Annotated in this window: 16 protein-coding genes; 9 read left to right on the forward strand and 7 right to left on the reverse strand. The window is 71.8% G+C overall.

The features are described from left to right. Position 1: 1 nt before the first annotated feature. The 4 genes from F4553_RS08910 to F4553_RS08925 are packed head-to-tail and all read right to left on the reverse strand — an operon-like array spanning position 2 to position 3,103. Positions 2 to 1,060, reverse strand: a complete 1,059-nt coding sequence (locus tag F4553_RS08910) for an ABC transporter ATP-binding protein (protein ID WP_184834377.1) — start codon at positions 1,058 to 1,060, stop codon at positions 2 to 4. After that, entirely contained in the window at positions 1,057 to 1,854 is a 798-nt protein-coding gene (locus F4553_RS08915; protein ID WP_221470060.1) for an ABC transporter permease, read from the reverse strand. The genes F4553_RS08910 and F4553_RS08915 overlap by 4 nt, the downstream gene beginning before the upstream one ends. A gap of 41 nt (positions 1,855 to 1,895) precedes the next feature. Beyond that, on the reverse strand, positions 1,896 to 2,669 hold the full coding sequence (gene modA / locus F4553_RS08920; RefSeq protein ID WP_184840540.1) for a molybdate ABC transporter substrate-binding protein: 774 nt from the start codon (positions 2,667 to 2,669) through the stop codon (positions 1,896 to 1,898). Between the two features lie 11 nt (positions 2,670 to 2,680). Further along, positions 2,681 to 3,103, reverse strand: coding sequence for a TOBE domain-containing protein (locus F4553_RS08925; protein ID WP_184834381.1), 423 nt, complete (start codon positions 3,101 to 3,103; stop codon positions 2,681 to 2,683). A 104-nt stretch (positions 3,104 to 3,207) separates the two neighbouring features. Here F4553_RS08925 and F4553_RS08930 point away from each other — a divergent pair, with 104 nt between their 5' ends. Both F4553_RS08930 and F4553_RS08935 read left to right on the forward strand, forming a co-directional pair. After that, positions 3,208 to 4,149, forward strand: a complete 942-nt coding sequence (locus tag F4553_RS08930) for a class I SAM-dependent methyltransferase (RefSeq protein WP_246466253.1) — start codon at positions 3,208 to 3,210, stop codon at positions 4,147 to 4,149. A gap of 75 nt (positions 4,150 to 4,224) precedes the next feature. Further along, on the forward strand, positions 4,225 to 5,409 hold the full coding sequence (locus tag F4553_RS08935; protein ID WP_184834386.1) for a molybdopterin molybdotransferase MoeA: 1,185 nt from the start codon (positions 4,225 to 4,227) through the stop codon (positions 5,407 to 5,409). Positions 5,410 to 5,415: 6 nt separating this feature from the next. On the opposite strand, the gene F4553_RS08940 is transcribed toward F4553_RS08935, so the two are convergent. Beyond that, the gene (locus F4553_RS08940) at positions 5,416 to 5,820 is read right to left on the reverse strand and encodes a nitroreductase family deazaflavin-dependent oxidoreductase (RefSeq protein WP_184834388.1); all 405 of its coding nucleotides are present in this window, start codon (positions 5,818 to 5,820) and stop codon (positions 5,416 to 5,418) included. 90 nt (positions 5,821 to 5,910) lie between these two features. Between F4553_RS08940 and F4553_RS08945 the strand changes: the two genes are divergently transcribed. The 6 genes from F4553_RS08945 to F4553_RS08970 all read left to right on the forward strand — a co-directional run bounded on the left by F4553_RS08945 (position 5,911) and on the right by F4553_RS08970 (position 10,631). Then, a complete protein-coding gene (locus F4553_RS08945) occupies positions 5,911 to 6,153 on the forward strand; it encodes a hypothetical protein (RefSeq protein ID WP_184834390.1) in 243 nt (80 codons plus the stop codon). An 85-nt stretch (positions 6,154 to 6,238) separates the two neighbouring features. Then, positions 6,239 to 7,369, forward strand: a complete 1,131-nt coding sequence (locus F4553_RS08950) for an amidohydrolase (protein ID WP_184834392.1) — start codon at positions 6,239 to 6,241, stop codon at positions 7,367 to 7,369. Positions 7,370 to 7,379: 10 nt separating this feature from the next. Then, positions 7,380 to 8,075 (forward strand): class I SAM-dependent methyltransferase, encoded by a 696-nt coding sequence (locus F4553_RS08955; protein WP_184834395.1) that lies wholly within the window; start codon positions 7,380 to 7,382, stop codon positions 8,073 to 8,075. Then, the gene (locus tag F4553_RS08960; RefSeq protein ID WP_184834397.1) at positions 8,072 to 9,013 is read left to right on the forward strand and encodes an ABC transporter ATP-binding protein; all 942 of its coding nucleotides are present in this window, start codon (positions 8,072 to 8,074) and stop codon (positions 9,011 to 9,013) included. Before F4553_RS08955 ends, F4553_RS08960 begins: the two co-directional genes overlap by 4 nt. Positions 9,014 to 9,020: 7 nt before the next feature. Beyond that, positions 9,021 to 9,806 carry an ABC transporter permease gene (locus tag F4553_RS08965; protein WP_184834399.1) on the forward strand — a complete coding sequence of 262 codons (786 nt, stop codon included), beginning with the start codon at positions 9,021 to 9,023 and terminating at the stop codon, positions 9,804 to 9,806. Positions 9,807 to 9,824: 18 nt separating this feature from the next. After that, positions 9,825 to 10,631: an ABC transporter permease gene (locus tag F4553_RS08970; protein ID WP_221469826.1), complete on the forward strand. Its 807-nt coding sequence runs from the start codon at positions 9,825 to 9,827 to the stop codon at positions 10,629 to 10,631. Between the two features lie 16 nt (positions 10,632 to 10,647). Here the strand turns inward: F4553_RS08970 and F4553_RS08975 are convergent, their stop codons facing one another. Together F4553_RS08975 and F4553_RS08980 are read right to left on the reverse strand one after the other, a co-directional pair. After that, positions 10,648 to 11,505 carry an SDR family NAD(P)-dependent oxidoreductase gene (locus F4553_RS08975; protein WP_312875142.1) on the reverse strand — a complete coding sequence of 286 codons (858 nt, stop codon included), beginning with the start codon at positions 11,503 to 11,505 and terminating at the stop codon, positions 10,648 to 10,650. An 8-nt stretch (positions 11,506 to 11,513) separates the two neighbouring features. After that, positions 11,514 to 12,125 (reverse strand): Pr6Pr family membrane protein, encoded by a 612-nt coding sequence (locus F4553_RS08980; RefSeq protein ID WP_184834401.1) that lies wholly within the window; start codon positions 12,123 to 12,125, stop codon positions 11,514 to 11,516. Between the two features lie 111 nt (positions 12,126 to 12,236). Here F4553_RS08980 and F4553_RS08985 point away from each other — a divergent pair, with 111 nt between their 5' ends. Next, complete coding sequence (locus tag F4553_RS08985) at positions 12,237 to 14,318, forward strand: lectin-like domain-containing protein (protein WP_184834403.1); 2,082 nt, start codon at positions 12,237 to 12,239, stop codon at positions 14,316 to 14,318. The last annotated feature ends 329 nt before the right edge of the window (positions 14,319 to 14,647 follow it).

Consider the following 14,647-nt stretch of genomic DNA (forward strand, 5'->3'; position numbering starts at 1 on the left):
CTCAGGCGGGGTAGGCGCGGGTCTCCGTCGCCTTCACCGCAGCCCAGACCACCTGTCCCGGCATCAGGTTCAGGTGGGCTGCGGCATTCGGCGTGATGTCCGCCGCCGCGTCCACCGCCCCCGCCAACTGCACCCGCAGGTTGTCCCCGTGCCGCTGGATCCCGGTAATCGTCGCCGGCCACGTGTTGCGCGGGCTCCCCTCCGGCTGCCGGGGGTGCAGCGCCACCGCCGTCGGCGCGAACGCCACGAACACGTCCCCCTCCAGCGCCTCGGCGAGCGCCAGCGAGAAGCCTCCACTCAGGACGGCGGTGTGGCCGTGAGCCCGAGCGCGGTAGAGGTTCAGCCCGACCAGCCGGGCCACGTAGTCCGTCCGGGGCTGCGCGGTGATCGTCGCCGCGTCCCCCTCCTGCACGATCCGCCCGTCCTCGATGATGACGAGGCGGTCGGCGAGCACCAGCGCGTCCAACGGATCGTGGGTCACCAGCAGCGTCGCCCCCGGCTGCTCCCCCAGGTGCCGGTGCAGCTCGGCCCGGGTCTCCAGCCGCGTACGCGCGTCCAGCGCCGCCAGCGGCTCATCCAGCAGCAGCAGCACCGGATCGACGGCGAGTGCCCGGGCCAGCGCCACCCGCTGCGCCTGCCCACCGGAGAGCTGCCGGGGCTTGCGCCGGGCCTGCTCGATCAGCCCCACCCGTTCCAGCAGGGCGGCGGCGCGCAGCCGGGCAGCGGTCTTGCCCACGCCGTGGCGGCGTGGCCCGAACGCCACATTGTCCAGCGCACTGAGGTGGGGGAACAGCAGGTAGTCCTGGAAGACGACCCCCACGGGCCGCCGATCGGCGGGCACGAAGACCCCGCGGGAGGGTTCGTCGAGAGTCTGACCGCCCAGCACCACCTGCCCGGCGTCAACGGGCAGCAGCCCGGCGAGGGCGCGCAGTGCCGTGGTCTTGCCCGCCCCGTTGGGCCCGAGCAGGGCGACGACCTCCCCCGCCCCGATCGTCAGGGCGATGTCGAGCCGGAAGGCACCGCGCTGCACGACGAGGTGGGAGTCGAGGACCGCGCTCATGGGCTGCCGATCCACTTGTCGCGCAGGCTCGCCAGGATCGCCACCGAGACCGTCAGCAGGATCAGGCTGAGCACGATCGCCGACTCCAGGTCGGTCTCGAGCGCGAGGTAGACGGCGAGCGGCATCGTCTGCGTACGCCCGGGGAAGTTGCCCGCGAAGGTGATCGTCGCGCCGAACTCGCCCAGTGCCCGCGCCCAGCAGAGCACGGCACCGGCGGCGATGCCCGGGGCGACGAGCGGCAGCGTGACGTGCCGGAACGCCGCCCACCGGTTGGCGCCGAGGGTCGCCGCGGCCTCCTCGTAGCGGGAGTCCGCGCCGCGCAGCGCCCCCTCGACGGCGATGACGAGGAACGGCATCGCGACGAACGCCTCGGCGATGACGACCCCGGTCGTGGTGAAGGGCAGCGTGATGCCGAAGGTGCTGTCGAGCCAGGACCCGATGAGGCCGCGGCGGCCGAAGACGAGCAGCAGCGCGACGCCGCCGACGACGGGCGGCAGGACGAGCGGCACGGTGACCAGCGCCCGGACGACGCGACGCCCGCGGAACTCGACGCGGGCCAGCAGCCAGGCCAGCGGTACGCCGAGCAGCACGCACACGACCGTCGCGAGGGTCGCGGTGACGAGGGACAGCCGCAGGGCGGTCAGGATGCCGGGTTCGGTGAGCCGCTGCGGCAGGGTGGCCCAGGGTGCCCGGATCAGCAGCCCGGCGAGCGGCAGCACCAGGAACGCCAGGCCCAGCCCGGCGGGCAGGAGCAGGCCGATCGGGATCCGTCCGCGCACACGCCGCCGGGGCAGCGGTGATGCTGCCTCGGCGGCGGTGCGGGTCTGGGTCACGGTTACGGCGCCAGGAATCCGGCCTTGCTCAGCACGGCCTTGCCCTTGTCGGACAGGACCCAGGCGAGGAAGGCCTGCGCCGCGGTCTTGTTGGGGGCGCCCTTGAGCACGATGATCGGGTAGTCGTTGAACGCCTTGGCCGACTCGGGGAACTCGATGCCCTGGATGTCGGCGGCGGCGGCGATCGTGTCGGTGCGGTAGACGAGCGCCGCGTCGACCTCGCCGAGCTTCACCTTGGCGAGTGCGGCCTTGACGTCCTGCTCCAGGGTGACCGGGGTGATCTTGAGCCCGGCCGCGTCGATCGCCTTCTTCGCGGCGGCACCGCACGGGACCTGCTCGGCGCAGAGCGCCACCTTCAGATCGGACTTGGTGAGGTTCTCCAGCGTGTTGATGCCCTTCGGGTTGCCCTTGGGCACCGCGATGACGAGCTGGTTCTTGACGAAGACGACCGGGGTGCCCTCGCCGTCCCCGGCGTCGGTGACGGTCTTCATCGTGGCCGGGCTCGCGGCGGCGAACAGGTCGGCGGGGGCGCCCTGGGTGATCTGGGTGGCGAGCGCGGAGCTCCCGGCGAAGTTGAAGGTCACCTTCGCGCCCGGGTTGGCCGCCTCGAAGTCCTTGCCGATCTGGGTGAACGACTCGGTGAGCGATGCCGCGGCGAAGACGGTGACGCTGCCGGTCACCCCCGGCGACGTCGTCGGGGCCTTCGGCGTCTCGTCCGAGCAGGCACCCATCATCATCGCCGCGGCCGCCGTGACACCGGCGACCGCCGTGCGCATCCACGAAACCCTCACGTGCTGCTCCTCCCCTTGCTGACAGCGGATGTCTGCGGCCTCTCGACGACCACCGTGGTCGACTTGATCACCGCGACCGCGACGGAACCGACCTGGAGGTCGAGATCGTCGGCGGCCTCCCTGCTCATCAACGACACGACCCGGAACGGGCCGGCCTGGATGTCGACCTGTGCCATCACCGTGTCGCGGATGATGGCGGTGACGATGCCCCGCATCCGGTTGCGCGCCGACGACTGCTCGGAGCCCTCCGGGTCGCCGCCCATGGTGCGGGCGAAGGCGGCGAGATCCTCCCCCGCGATGACCCGGTGCCCGTGCTCGTCACGGCCGGCCGGCAGCCGCCCGGCATCGACCCAGCGGCGCACGGTGTCCGAACTGACCGCGAAGAGCTCGGCGGCTTCGCCGATGCGAAATGACGTCACCCGGTCAGCCTATCGGTCGCAGATGCAAGGGTGTAACCCCATCAGGGCTATCGGTTACCCAAGCGATAGCGTCATCTTCCATGCATCTGCATGATAGTGAGATGATGAGCGCGAGCGCCCGCTGGGACGAGGTCCTCTCCTGCCTGACCGAGGCGATCGGGCCCGGCCCGAGACGTGTCGTCATCGACGGCTATCAGCACGCGGACTGGTTCGCCGACCGGCTCTCGGCCGCCCTGCCACCCGGTGGTCACGAGATCGCCGTCGCCGACGGGACGGGGCCTCCCGAGGGCGGCATCGTGGTCTGGCTGCGGACCCCGCCGCCGCAGCACGCGCCGCACGGGCACCACCGGCGCGACGCGGCGATCGTGGTGGACCTGCACGACACGGGGTGGCCCGTCATCCGCCACATCGATCCGGCGCTCGCCCACCACGACTCGTGGTACCTCGCCGAGACGAGGGCGTTCTTCGCCGCCCGGGCAGCGGTGTGGGACATCCGCTTCGGCGACGACCACCCCGCCTACGCACGGGCGGTGGCCGATCTCGGCGTACCGGCCGGGGGTGTGGTCGTCGACGTGGGGTGCGGGACCGGCCGCGCCCTGCCCGCGCTGCGCGGCGCCGCCGGACCGACCGGGACCGTCATCGGCCTGGACGTGACCGCGGAGATGCTCGCCACCGCACGCGGGCAGGGCCGCGACCGCGACGCGCACCTGGTCCTCGGCGACGCGCGGCGGCTGCCGCTGCGCGCCGGGAGCGTCGACGCGGTCTTCGCCGCCGGGCTCATCACCCACCTGCCCGACGCCGCGGCCGGGCTCGCCGAGCTGGCGAGGGTGACCGCCGGCGGTGGACGGCTGGCGCTGTTCCACCCGTCCGGCCGCGCCGCCCTGGCCGCACGGCACGGCCGGGCACTCGAACCGGACGAACCGCTCGCCGAGCACCGGCTGCGCGACGCGCTCGAGCGCACCGGGTGGTCGCTGGAGACCTACGACGACCCGCCGGAGCGGTTCTTCGCGCTCGCCACCCGCCGCTCCTCACGACCGGCCGACTGATCATGAGAGGACGATGTCCCCGGCCCGACACGGTGGCGTGTCGGCGGCGAAACCAACGCGGCCTGTGATGGGCTCATGCCCATCGCCTTGACCAGCGCCTCCGTCCCCATCGCACCCGCACGGCACGACCTGCCCTGGCGGCGGGCGCGCGAGCTCGCGGCCGCCGCCGCGGGCCCGCTCGCGGCGGAGCAGGTCACGCTCGGCGCGGCGATCGGCCGGGTGCTCGCCGTCGAGCTCCGCTCGGCCGTCACCCTCCCCGGCGGGGACACGGCGGCCATGGACGGGTACGCCGTAGCCGGTCCCCCGCCGTGGCAGGTCACCGGCCAGGTGCTCCCCGGGCAGCCCGCGACCTCCCCGCTGCTCCCCGGCACCGCATGGGAGATCGCCACCGGGGCACTCGTCCCGCCGGGCACCGAGTCCGTCGTCATGTACGAGTCCTGTGAGCGGATCGCCGGCCTCGTCACCGCGCCGCTGCGACCCAAACGCCACATCCGCACGGCAGGCGAGGACCTGCGCCCCGGCGACCTGCTCGCCGAGCGCGGACGGCAGGTGACGGCGGCGCTGATCGGGCTCGCCGCCCACGCCGGGCTGGACACGATCGCGGTCCGCGCCCGCCCCCGCGTCCGGGTGCTGATCACCGGCGACGAGGTGGTCGGGCACGGGCTCCCCGCTCTCGGGCAGGTACGCGACGCGCTGGGCCCGTTGCTGACCGCCCTCGTCGAGGATGCCGGTGCCACCGTGGCCGGAGTGCACCACCTCGCCGACGGCGCCGAGCAGCTGCGCCGGGCGCTGCTCGCCGAGGCCGACCTCGTGCTCGTCACCGGTTCGTCGTCCAAGGGCGCCAGCGACCACCTGCACGCCGTGCTCGACGGCCTCGGCGCGCAGCTGCTCGTGGACGGCGTCGCCTGCAAGCCGGGGCACCCGCAGATCCTGGCCCGCTTCGGCCCGCGCTGGGTCGCCGGCCTGCCGGGCAATCCCTACGCCGCGCTGATCGGCTGGCTGACGGTGGCGCAGCCGCTCCTCGCCGCGATGCTGGGCCGGGCACCGTCGCCGGCGCGGGTGCTGCCGGTGACCGGCAACGTGCAGGCGCTGGACGAAGCGGTGCGGCTCGTCCCGGTGCGGTGCCACGGCGACGGCGCGACGGTGGTGGCGGGTGCCCGACCGGCGAGCCTGCTCGCCGCCGCCGGTGCCGACGCCATCGCGGTCATCGAGCCGCAGTGGAAGCCCGGCGGACCGGCCGAGCTGCTGCCGCTGGGCTGACGGCGATCAGACCCGGTCGAGCACGACGACCGGGATCTCCCGATCGGTCTTCTTCTGGTAGTCGTCGTAGGCCGGCCACACCGACGCCATCTTCTGCCACATCGCGGGCTTCTCCTCCGGCGTCGCGACGCGGGCCCGGGCCGGGAACTTCTCGCCCCAGATCTGCACCTCGACGTCGGGATTGGCCTGCAGGTTGCGGAACCACTCCGGCGGCGCGTCGGCACCGCCCTTGGACGCGACCACCAGGGTGGCGTCACCGTCGCTCTGGTAGATGAGCGGTGTGACGTAGTGCTTGCCGGACTTGCGGCCCGTCGTCGTCAGCAGCAGCGCCGGCACGCCGGGCCGCCACTCGTGACCTTCCTGGCCGTCGGTCTCGATGTAACGACGCACATGTTCCTCGCCATAGAGCATGCAGTCAGTATTGCCTGCTCAGCGGCCGTTCGCGGAGCAAATCGGCCAGGCAGGCGTTTCACCTCGTCCAGGCCCGGGTATCGGACGCTCATGAGTGAAACCGTGCAGACCCGGGGCGATGGCCACGATGAGATCCTCGCCCTCGACACCAACGGCGACGGCAAGCCCGACCTGTGGGCCATCGACACCGACGGGGACGGCAAGGCCGACCTCTTCCAGGCCGACACCAACGGCGACGGCGAGATCAACCTCACCATGGTGGACCTGACCCAGGACGGCAAGATGGACATCATCGTCGACGGCGACGGTGGCATCCCGCTCGTCGAATCGTGACGCCATCACGCTGATCGGACGTTCTGCGGGACGTCCGATCAGCGGTTCTCCTGTCCGCACCCGGCGAGCGGCATAGCCTGCGAGCATGATCCCAGCCGATCGCCTCGACACCCTGCACGAGCTCTACCGCGACCTGCACGAGCACCCCGAGCTCTCCTTCGCCGAGACGCGGACCGCCGCGATCGCGGCCCGCGAGCTGCACCGCATCGGCTTCGAGGTGACCGAGGGCGTCGGGCGGACCGGCGTCGTCGGGGTTCTGCGCAACGGCGCGGGCCCCACCGTCCTGCTGCGGGCCGACTTCGACGCGCTGCCGGTCGCCGAACGCACCGGACTGCCCTACGCGAGCCGGGCCCGAGGCATCGATCCCGACGGCAACGACATACCGGTCATGCACGCCTGCGGGCACGACGTCCACCTGACCTGCCTGCTCGGCGCCCTGGAGGTGCTGGCGTCGGACCGGGACACGTGGCGTGGCACGATCCTGGCGGTCTGCCAGCCGGCCGAGGAGCTCGGCGCCGGAGCGCAGGCGATGATCGACGACGGACTCTTCGAACGGTTCGGACGGCCCGACATCGTGCTCGGGCAGCACGTCGCCCCCGCGCCCGCCGGCATGCTCGGCATCCACCCCGGGCCGGCGTTCGCCGCCACCGACAGCCTGCGCGTCGTCCTGCATAGACGCGGCGGTCACGGCTCCCGCCCCGAGACCACGGTGGACCCCGTGGTGATGGCCGCATACGCGGTCACCCGGCTGCAGACCGTCGTCTCCCGCGAGGTCGCCGGCGGCGAGACCGCCGTCGTCACCGTCGGCTCCCTCGTCAGCGGCACCAAGGACAACATCATCCCCGACGACGCCGTGCTGCAGATCAACGTCAGGACCTACACCCCGGCGGTACGCGACCGGGTGCTCACCGGCATCCGCCGCATCCTCGAGGCGGCGTTCGCCGACCACTTCGGTGCCGGTCGAATCCTGTCCCCGGGACCGGTCACCGGCAGCGAGGACTGCGGCCTCTTCGCGACCGCCGCCGGTGTGCCGTGCTGCTACTGGCTGTTCGGCGGCCTGGATCCCGCGCTCTTCGCCGACGGCATCGAGGCCGGAATGGCCCGGGCGCCCGCCAACCACTCACCGCTGTTCGCACCCGTCGTCGAACCGACGATCTCCGTTGGCGTGGAAGCGATGGTGATCGCCGCGCACACCTGGCTCGCCGACTTCCGCTAGGGTCCTGCGGGTGACTGAAGCGCCTTTCCTCAGCGACACCCGGGCGGCCTACGACATCCTCGCCGCCACCTGCGCCGACCTGTGGCGCCACGAGCTGGACGCACGGCCGGTGGACCGGAGCATGCTCACCGCCTTCGCCGAGCTCGTGCTCGCCGCGGATCTGGGGCCGGTCGCCGACATCGGCTGCGGACCGGGCCGGGTCACCGGTCACCTGCGGTCGCTGGGCCTGGTGAACGCCTTCGGCATCGACCTCTCGCCCGCGATGATCGAGATCGCCCGCCACGACCACCCGGAGCTGCGCTTCGAGGTCGGCTCGATGCTCGACCTGGAGATCGCCGACGGCGCCCTCGGCGGGGTGCTGGGCTGGTATTCCCTGATCCACATCGTCCCCGAGCTCGTCCCGACGGCGCTCGCCGAGTTCGAGCGGGTGCTCGCACCCGGCGGCTACCTGCTGCTCGGCTTCCAGGTCGGCGCGGATGTGAGCGTGCGGACCGAGGCGTTCGGCCACGAGTTCCCACCGCTGCACTTCCACCGGCTCCTGCCCGACCGGCTCGCCGAGCAGCTCGGCGACGCCGGGTTCGTCGTCAGCGCCCGGCTGCAGCGCGAGCGCATCGGCGAGGACAAGACCGAGCAGGCCTTCATCCTGGCCCGCAAGCCGACCGCCCCGGAGCCGGAGCTCGCCGACGAGGCGGAGCAGGCCCGATGACCGACAACCTCATCGAGGCCGTCGGCCTCACCAAGACCTACGCCAAAGCCGGCAGCAGCGGTTTCACCGCCGTCGACGGGATCGACCTCCAGGTCCGCCGCGGCGAGTCCTTCGGCGTCCTGGGCGCCAACGGCGCGGGCAAGTCCTCGGCGATGCGCATGATCGCGTGCGTCTCCCCCATCACCGGCGGCACGCTGCGCATCCTCGGCCGCGACGCCGCCACCGACGGTGCGGAGATCCGGGCCAGGCTCGGTGTCGTGCCGCAGGACGACACCGTCGACACCGACCTCACCGTCCGGGAGAACCTGCTCATCTACGGCCGCTACTTCGGGCTGCCGTGGAAGCTGCTGCGGGCGCGCAGCGACGAGCTGCTGGAGTTCGCCCGGCTCACCGAGAAGGCCGACGAGCCGGTCAGCGCGCTCTCCGGCGGCATGCGGCGACGGCTCACCATCGCCCGCGCCCTCATCAACGAGCCCGAGATCGTGCTGCTCGACGAACCCACCACCGGCCTGGACCCGCAGGCCCGGCACCTGCTGTGGGAGCGGTTGTTCCAGCTCAAGCAGGACGGCGTCACGCTGCTGCTCACGACGCACTACATGGACGAGGCCGAGCAGCTCTGCGACCGGCTCGTCGTCATGGACGCCGGGAAGATCGTCGCCGAGGGCACCCCGACCGAGCTGATCGAGCGCTACACCACCCGCGAGGTGCTCGAACTGCGCTTTCCCGCCGCCGAACGCGAGGTCGCCGCGGAGAAGCTGCGCGGGCTCGCCGAGCGGATGGACGTGCTCGCCGACCGGGTGCTGCTCTACACCGCCGGCGGCGAGCAGACGCTCGCCGCGGTGCACGGCCGCGACGTCACCCCGATCACCGCTCTCGTCCGCCGGGCCACCCTCGAGGACGTCTTCCTCACTCTCACCGGCCGCTCCCTCATCGACTAGGAACCTCATGTCCACGGGCACCCCCCTGTCCGCCCCGGCACTGCGCGAGCTGCGCTACTGGCTCTTCCGCTATCGCCGCACCTGGCGCGGCACGATCGTCATCAACGTCGTCAACCCGCTGCTCTTCCTCACCGCGATCGGCATCGGGCTCGGCCGGCTCATCACCGGCGGCGACGCCCTTCCCGGCTACTCCTACCTGGAGTTCGTGGTGCCGGGGCTGCTGGTGGCGGCGGCGATGCAGACCACCTACATCGAAGCGGCCGGGCCGGTCTTCCAGTCGGTGCGGGGACGCAAGAACTACCTCGCCGCAGCGGCCACGCCGATGAGCCCCTCGGACATCCTCTACGGGCACCTGCTCTACATCGTCATCAGGGTCGCGACGACCGCGCTGGCCTTCGGTGCGGTCGCCGCGGCCATGGGCGCCCTGCCGGTGGGGCGAGGCGTGCTGGTGGTGCTCTCCGGCGTACTCGTCGGCGCTGCCTTCGCGACCACCGTCGCGGCCCTGGCCGTGACGGTGAAGCGGGCCTCCACCATGCAGGCGATCTTCCGCTTCGTCATCATGTCGATGTACATGCTCTCCGGCACGTTCTTCCCGCTGGACGACCTCACGCCCGCGCTGCGCTGGCTCGCCCAGCTCACGCCACTGTGGCACGGGGTGGAGCTGGCCCGGGGCTTCGCGCTCGGCACCGCGACCGCCGGCGGCGTCGCGGTCCACACCGCCTACCTGCTGGTGATGGCGCTGGTCGGGCTGCTGATCGCCCGCCGCACCTTCCGCAAGAACCTCTATGTCTAGTCCGGCGAGGAGCCGACGATGAGTGTCCTGACCGCCACCCCGGCGACCACGCCGCGACTGCGGGGCGGCCGTGCCCGCACGATGGTCGAGCGCAACCTGATGATCTACCGCCACACCTGGATCGTCCTGGTGGCAGAGATCTTCGAGCCGCTGCTCTACCTCGTCGCCTTCGGTGTGGGCATCGGCATGCTCGTCGGCGACGTGCCGGGGCTGCACGACGCGACCATCACCTATCCGCAGTTCGTCGCACCGGCCCTGCTGGCGACCGCCGCGATGAACGGTGCGATGAACGAGACCACCTTCAACATGTACAGCAAGCTCACCACCGACCACACCTACGAGTCGATCCTCACCACGCCGATGACGGTGCGGTCGGTGGCGCTCGGCGAGATCTGCTGGGCGCTGCTGCGTGGGTTCGGGGTCTCCGGCGCCTTCCTCGGCGTCGTCGCGGCGTTCGGGCTGGTCCACTCGCCGTGGGCGCTGCTCGCGCTGCCCGGTGCGCTGCTCATCGGCTTCGCCTTCGCCGCGATCGGGCTGCTGACCGTGACGTTCCTGCGGTCCTACCACGACTTCCAGCTCATCCAGCTGGTGATGCTGCCGATGTTCCTCTTCGCGACGACGTTCTACCCGCTGGGCGTCTATCCCCGGCCGATCCAGATCATCGTCGAGTTCCTGCCGCTCTACCACGCCATCGAGCTGGTGCGGGACCCGTTCCTCGGCGCACCGAGCACCGACATGCTGATCGCCGCCGCCTATCTGGCGGTCCTCGGTGTCGCCGCGCTGCTGCTGGCGATCCGCCGCCTCGGCAGCACGCTGCGCCGGTAGCCGTTGCACCAACTCTTCAAGAGCTGGTGCTGTCCGTGGATGGAAGGCCGACCGCGGCGAGGCTCGCCTCCCACAGGCGGGCGGCGCGGTCGGGGTCGGTGGAGCGGGGCGTCGCGGGGAAGGGCGAGCGGTAGGCGAAGTAGCCGCCCGACATGAGCCCCTCCTCGCCGTCGGCGAGCCAGACCAGGGTGTCCGCGCCACCGGCCGTCGAGCGGATCAGACCCGGGATCACCCGCGCGATGGTGAACAGCACGCTGGTCCGGCCGAAGCGCGACTGCACCAGGCCGGGGAAGAAGCTGGTCGCGGCGATGCCGTCGCCGCCCCACCTGCGGGCCGCCTCGACGGTGAACAGGATGTTCGCCTGCTTGCTGGCACCGTAGGCCAGCCACCGGCTGCGAAACCGCAGCGGGCTCGCGCCGGGCCGGTCCACGTCGAGCCAGCCCCAGGCCTCCGCGAGCGAGGCCGTCGTGATCACCCTGGCCGGCGCGCCGGCCCTGAGCAGGTCGAGCACCAGGTGCGTCAGCAGGAATCCGGCCAGGTGGTTCACCTGCATCGTCAGATCGAGACCATCGGCGGTACGCCGGGTGAGCGGCACCAGCGCACCGGCGTTGTTGGCCAGCACGTCGATGCGGTCGAGGTCGGCGTTGAGGCGTTCTCCGAGCGCCCGCACCTCGTCGAGGACCGCGAAGTCGGCCCGGTAGCTGCGCGGCGTCCGCCCGCCGGCCTCCCGGACCCGCTCGACGGCCTTCGCCAGCCGCTGCGGGTGTCGGCCGATGAGCACCACCTCGTCGCCCTGCGCGGCGAACCGGCGTGCGGCGGCGAGCCCGATGCCGGAGCTGCCCCCGGTGATGACGATCGTTCTCGGGCTGGTCACACCGCATCCTATGCCCCGGCGGGCTCCACGGCGCCGGGACGGAAGCGGCGGGCCAGCCCACCGAGCCCGATCAGGGCCAGCCCCAGCAGGAAGAAGAGCACCGCGAAGACGAGCGAGCTGATGGTGACCCCGAGGTAGCCCAGCTCACCGGCGTCGAGGAACGGGTAGGGGTACTTGTGCACGACGGCGCCTCGGATGAGCGCGAAGGCGAGATAGGCGAGCGGGTAGGCGAGCCAGCTTCCGGCGTACCACCAGGGGGTCTTGTCTCTGTTGAGGAGCAGCCAGTCGACGGCCGCGAGCAATGGTGTGAGCGTGTGGAGCAGGAAGTTGTGCACCGTGTGCGCGCCCGGGTCGACGGTGAAGAACGGGCTCCCCGGGTTCGTCAGCACCAGGTGGTAGACGGTGCCGGTGATGACGATGTAGAGGGTGGCCGCGCCGCGGATCGAGACCGGCACCCGGCCGAGCGCGGCGAGGGCGAAGACGACCGCGACCAGCGCGTTGCTCTGCACCGTGAAGTAGATCAGCGACGCCGGATCGCCGCCGGTGTGGATCAGCAGGAGCACGATCCCGGCGAGGGCGGACAGGGCGGTGAGCCCTCGAAACGAGGCGGCGGCACGCATGCGCGGCAATCTACCGACCGGTAGCACCGGCGACAATAGGCGACCGAGGAACGCCCGTCCCCGACCGTCGTTGATCACTGGAAGTCGAATGGGAATCAACGGGGTGAAGTGATGGCACGACGGGCGAGAACGCTGTTGCACGCGCTGGCGGCGCTGACGATCGCGGTCTCGGCGGGCCTGGTGCTGGAGTCGCCGGCCTGGGCGGCGGCGTTCCCGATCGACGAGCCCTTCAGCGGTGCCACGACCAATAACCCCGACTGGGTCTTCACCGACAAGGCACGCCTCACCGACGAGGGCGACGGCTGGCTGCACCTCACCGGCACCGGCACGTTCGAGGCGGGCACCGCGGTCCTCAACGACGCCTTCTCCACCGAACTCGGTGTCAACGTGGAGTTCGAGTACGCCACCTGGGGCGGCATCGACCTCGGCGGGCACCGCGCCGACGGCTTCTCGTTCTTCCTCATGGACGGCACCTTCCCGCCCTCGATCGGGCAGTCCGGCGGCGGCCTCGGCTACACCGGCATCCAGGGCGGATACGTCGGTGTCGGCTTCGACGAGTTCGGCAACTTCTCCGGCGGCCTCGGCGGACCCGGCCAGCAGCCCGACACGATCGCGATCCGCGGCTCCTACGCCGCCAGCCCCAACTGGGCGTGGCTGACGAACGCGCCGGGGCCCAACGGCAGCGTCGAGACCGGCGACCGGGCCGGGTTCCGCAAGGTACGCATCACGATCACGCCCAACGCACCCGGCCAGACGATGCTGTCGATCTTCTCCGACAGCGGTCCCGGCACGGCCATGGTGCCGGTGATCAGCGACTACAACGTGGCGACCGCGCCGGGCCAGCCCGTGCTGCCGGACACCTTCAAGCTCGGCTTCAGCGGCTCCACCGGCGGCGGCACCAACAACCACGAGATCCGCAACCTCGTCGTCACCGTCCCGACCGACCTCTCCGTCACCAAGACGGGGACCGCCACCGTCGACCCCCGCGGCCAGGTCACCTACACCGTGATCGCGCGCAACGACTACATGAACCCGGTCTCCGGCGCCGTCATCACCGACACCGTCCCGGCCGGGCTCACCGACGTCACCTGGACGTGCAGCGGCGGCGCGGGCGCCTCGTGCGGGCAGCCATCGGGCACGGGCAACGACATCAGCGTCACCGCGGCGATGGAGTCCAACACCGGGGTCACCCTCACCATCACCGGCACCGCGGCCGACGCGGCGGCGGGCACGACCATCACCAACACGGCGGTCGTCACGGCACCGGCCGACCGGACGGACCTCGACCCGACCAACAACACCGCGAGCACGGACACCGCGGTCAACCAGTTCATGGACCTCGTCGTCGAGAAGAAGCTGACGAGCGCGTCACCGCTCGTCTTCGGGCAGGACGCGACCTATGACATCACGGTCACCAACAACGGCCCCGCCGCCGCTTCCGGAGTTGTCCTGACGGACACGATCCCGGCCGCGTTCGACCCGGCGACCGTCACCGCACCCGGCTGCACCGTCTCGGGCACCACACTGACCTGCGCACTCGGCAACCTGCCAGCGGGTGCCACGCGGGTCGTCCACCTCACCGCGACCGTCGGCGGCGACGCGACCGCCTGTGCGGAGCGCGACGTCACGCAGAGCGCGTCGGCGTCCGGGACCAACGCCGACCGGACCCCCGACGACGCCAGCGACACCGTCACCACCCCCTGCGAGGTACCGGTGTCGCTCGCCGTGACGAAGACCGGCGCGGCGTCCGTGACCGCCGGCGGATCTCTCGTCTACACCGTGACGGTGACCAACACCGGCAGCTTCGCGGCACCGGCGACGGCGATCACCGACACGGTGCCGGGCTCGCTGATCGATGTGGTCTGGACCTGCCCGGCCTGCACACCCGCGAGCGGGAGCGGCAACGCGATCAGCACGACGGCCGCAGTTCCGGCGGGCGGCTCGACGGTTCTCACCATCACCGGGACGCCGACGCAGCCCGGGTCCGTGACCAACACCGCCTCGGTGACGCCCTGCGCGCGGTGTGCCGCCCAAGGGGTCGGGCCGCTCTCCGCCAGCGTCACCACCGAGGTCGGCGGGGAGCCGATCCCGATCACGGGTGTGCCGGTGGGCACCATCGCGCTCAGCGGCGCGGGACTGCTCATCGCGGGCACCGCCACCGTCCTGATCACCCGCCGCCGCCGCTCCAGCTGATCCTCCGGTCCGATCCGCTACCGCGCCACCCGCCCCGCGCCGCGCCGCCCGGCCCGCGCCGCCCGCTGGCACCGCAGTGGCGCGGCGCCGCATGCCAAGATCGCCGCAACTCTTGAAGAGTTGGTCCTAAGGGGCGACGGGTGTGGCGGGGTTCAGGGCTCGACGACGAGGGAGCTGGGTGCGGCTCGGAGTGGTTGGCCCGCCCCCGCTTCTTCCCTGGTGATCACGTCCAATTAGGGGAAAGCGACGTGATCACCGCCCATGATCACGTCTGGTTCGGGGAAGGTGACGTGACCGCCGAGCGCCGCGCGCTGCGCCTTCACTGATCA

It is taken from the genome of Allocatelliglobosispora scoriae, from assembly GCF_014204945.1.
GTDB lineage: Bacteria > Actinomycetota > Actinomycetes > Mycobacteriales > Micromonosporaceae > Allocatelliglobosispora > Allocatelliglobosispora scoriae.

Bases quoted from the DNA above. Each gene is read 5' to 3' on its own strand.
- F4553_RS08910 (WP_184834377.1), bottom strand. From the start codon at position 1,060: ATGAGCGCGGTCCTCGACTCCCACCTCGTCGTGCAGCGCGGTGCCTTC.
- modA (WP_184840540.1), bottom strand. From the start codon at position 2,669: ATGCGCACGGCGGTCGCCGGTGTCACGGCGGCCGCGGCGATGATGATG.
- F4553_RS08930 (WP_246466253.1), top strand. From the start codon at position 3,208: ATGAGCGCGAGCGCCCGCTGGGACGAGGTCCTCTCCTGCCTGACCGAG.
- F4553_RS08935 (WP_184834386.1), top strand. From the start codon at position 4,225: ATGCCCATCGCCTTGACCAGCGCCTCCGTCCCCATCGCACCCGCACGG.
- F4553_RS08940 (WP_184834388.1), bottom strand. From the start codon at position 5,820: ATGCTCTATGGCGAGGAACATGTGCGTCGTTACATCGAGACCGACGGC.
- F4553_RS08945 (WP_184834390.1), top strand. From the start codon at position 5,911: ATGAGTGAAACCGTGCAGACCCGGGGCGATGGCCACGATGAGATCCTC.
- F4553_RS08950 (WP_184834392.1), top strand. From the start codon at position 6,239: ATGATCCCAGCCGATCGCCTCGACACCCTGCACGAGCTCTACCGCGAC.
- F4553_RS08960 (WP_184834397.1), top strand. From the start codon at position 8,072: ATGACCGACAACCTCATCGAGGCCGTCGGCCTCACCAAGACCTACGCC.
- F4553_RS08965 (WP_184834399.1), top strand. From the start codon at position 9,021: ATGTCCACGGGCACCCCCCTGTCCGCCCCGGCACTGCGCGAGCTGCGC.
- F4553_RS08970 (WP_221469826.1), top strand. From the start codon at position 9,825: ATGAGTGTCCTGACCGCCACCCCGGCGACCACGCCGCGACTGCGGGGC.
- F4553_RS08980 (WP_184834401.1), bottom strand. From the start codon at position 12,125: ATGCGTGCCGCCGCCTCGTTTCGAGGGCTCACCGCCCTGTCCGCCCTC.
- F4553_RS08985 (WP_184834403.1), top strand. From the start codon at position 12,237: ATGGCACGACGGGCGAGAACGCTGTTGCACGCGCTGGCGGCGCTGACG.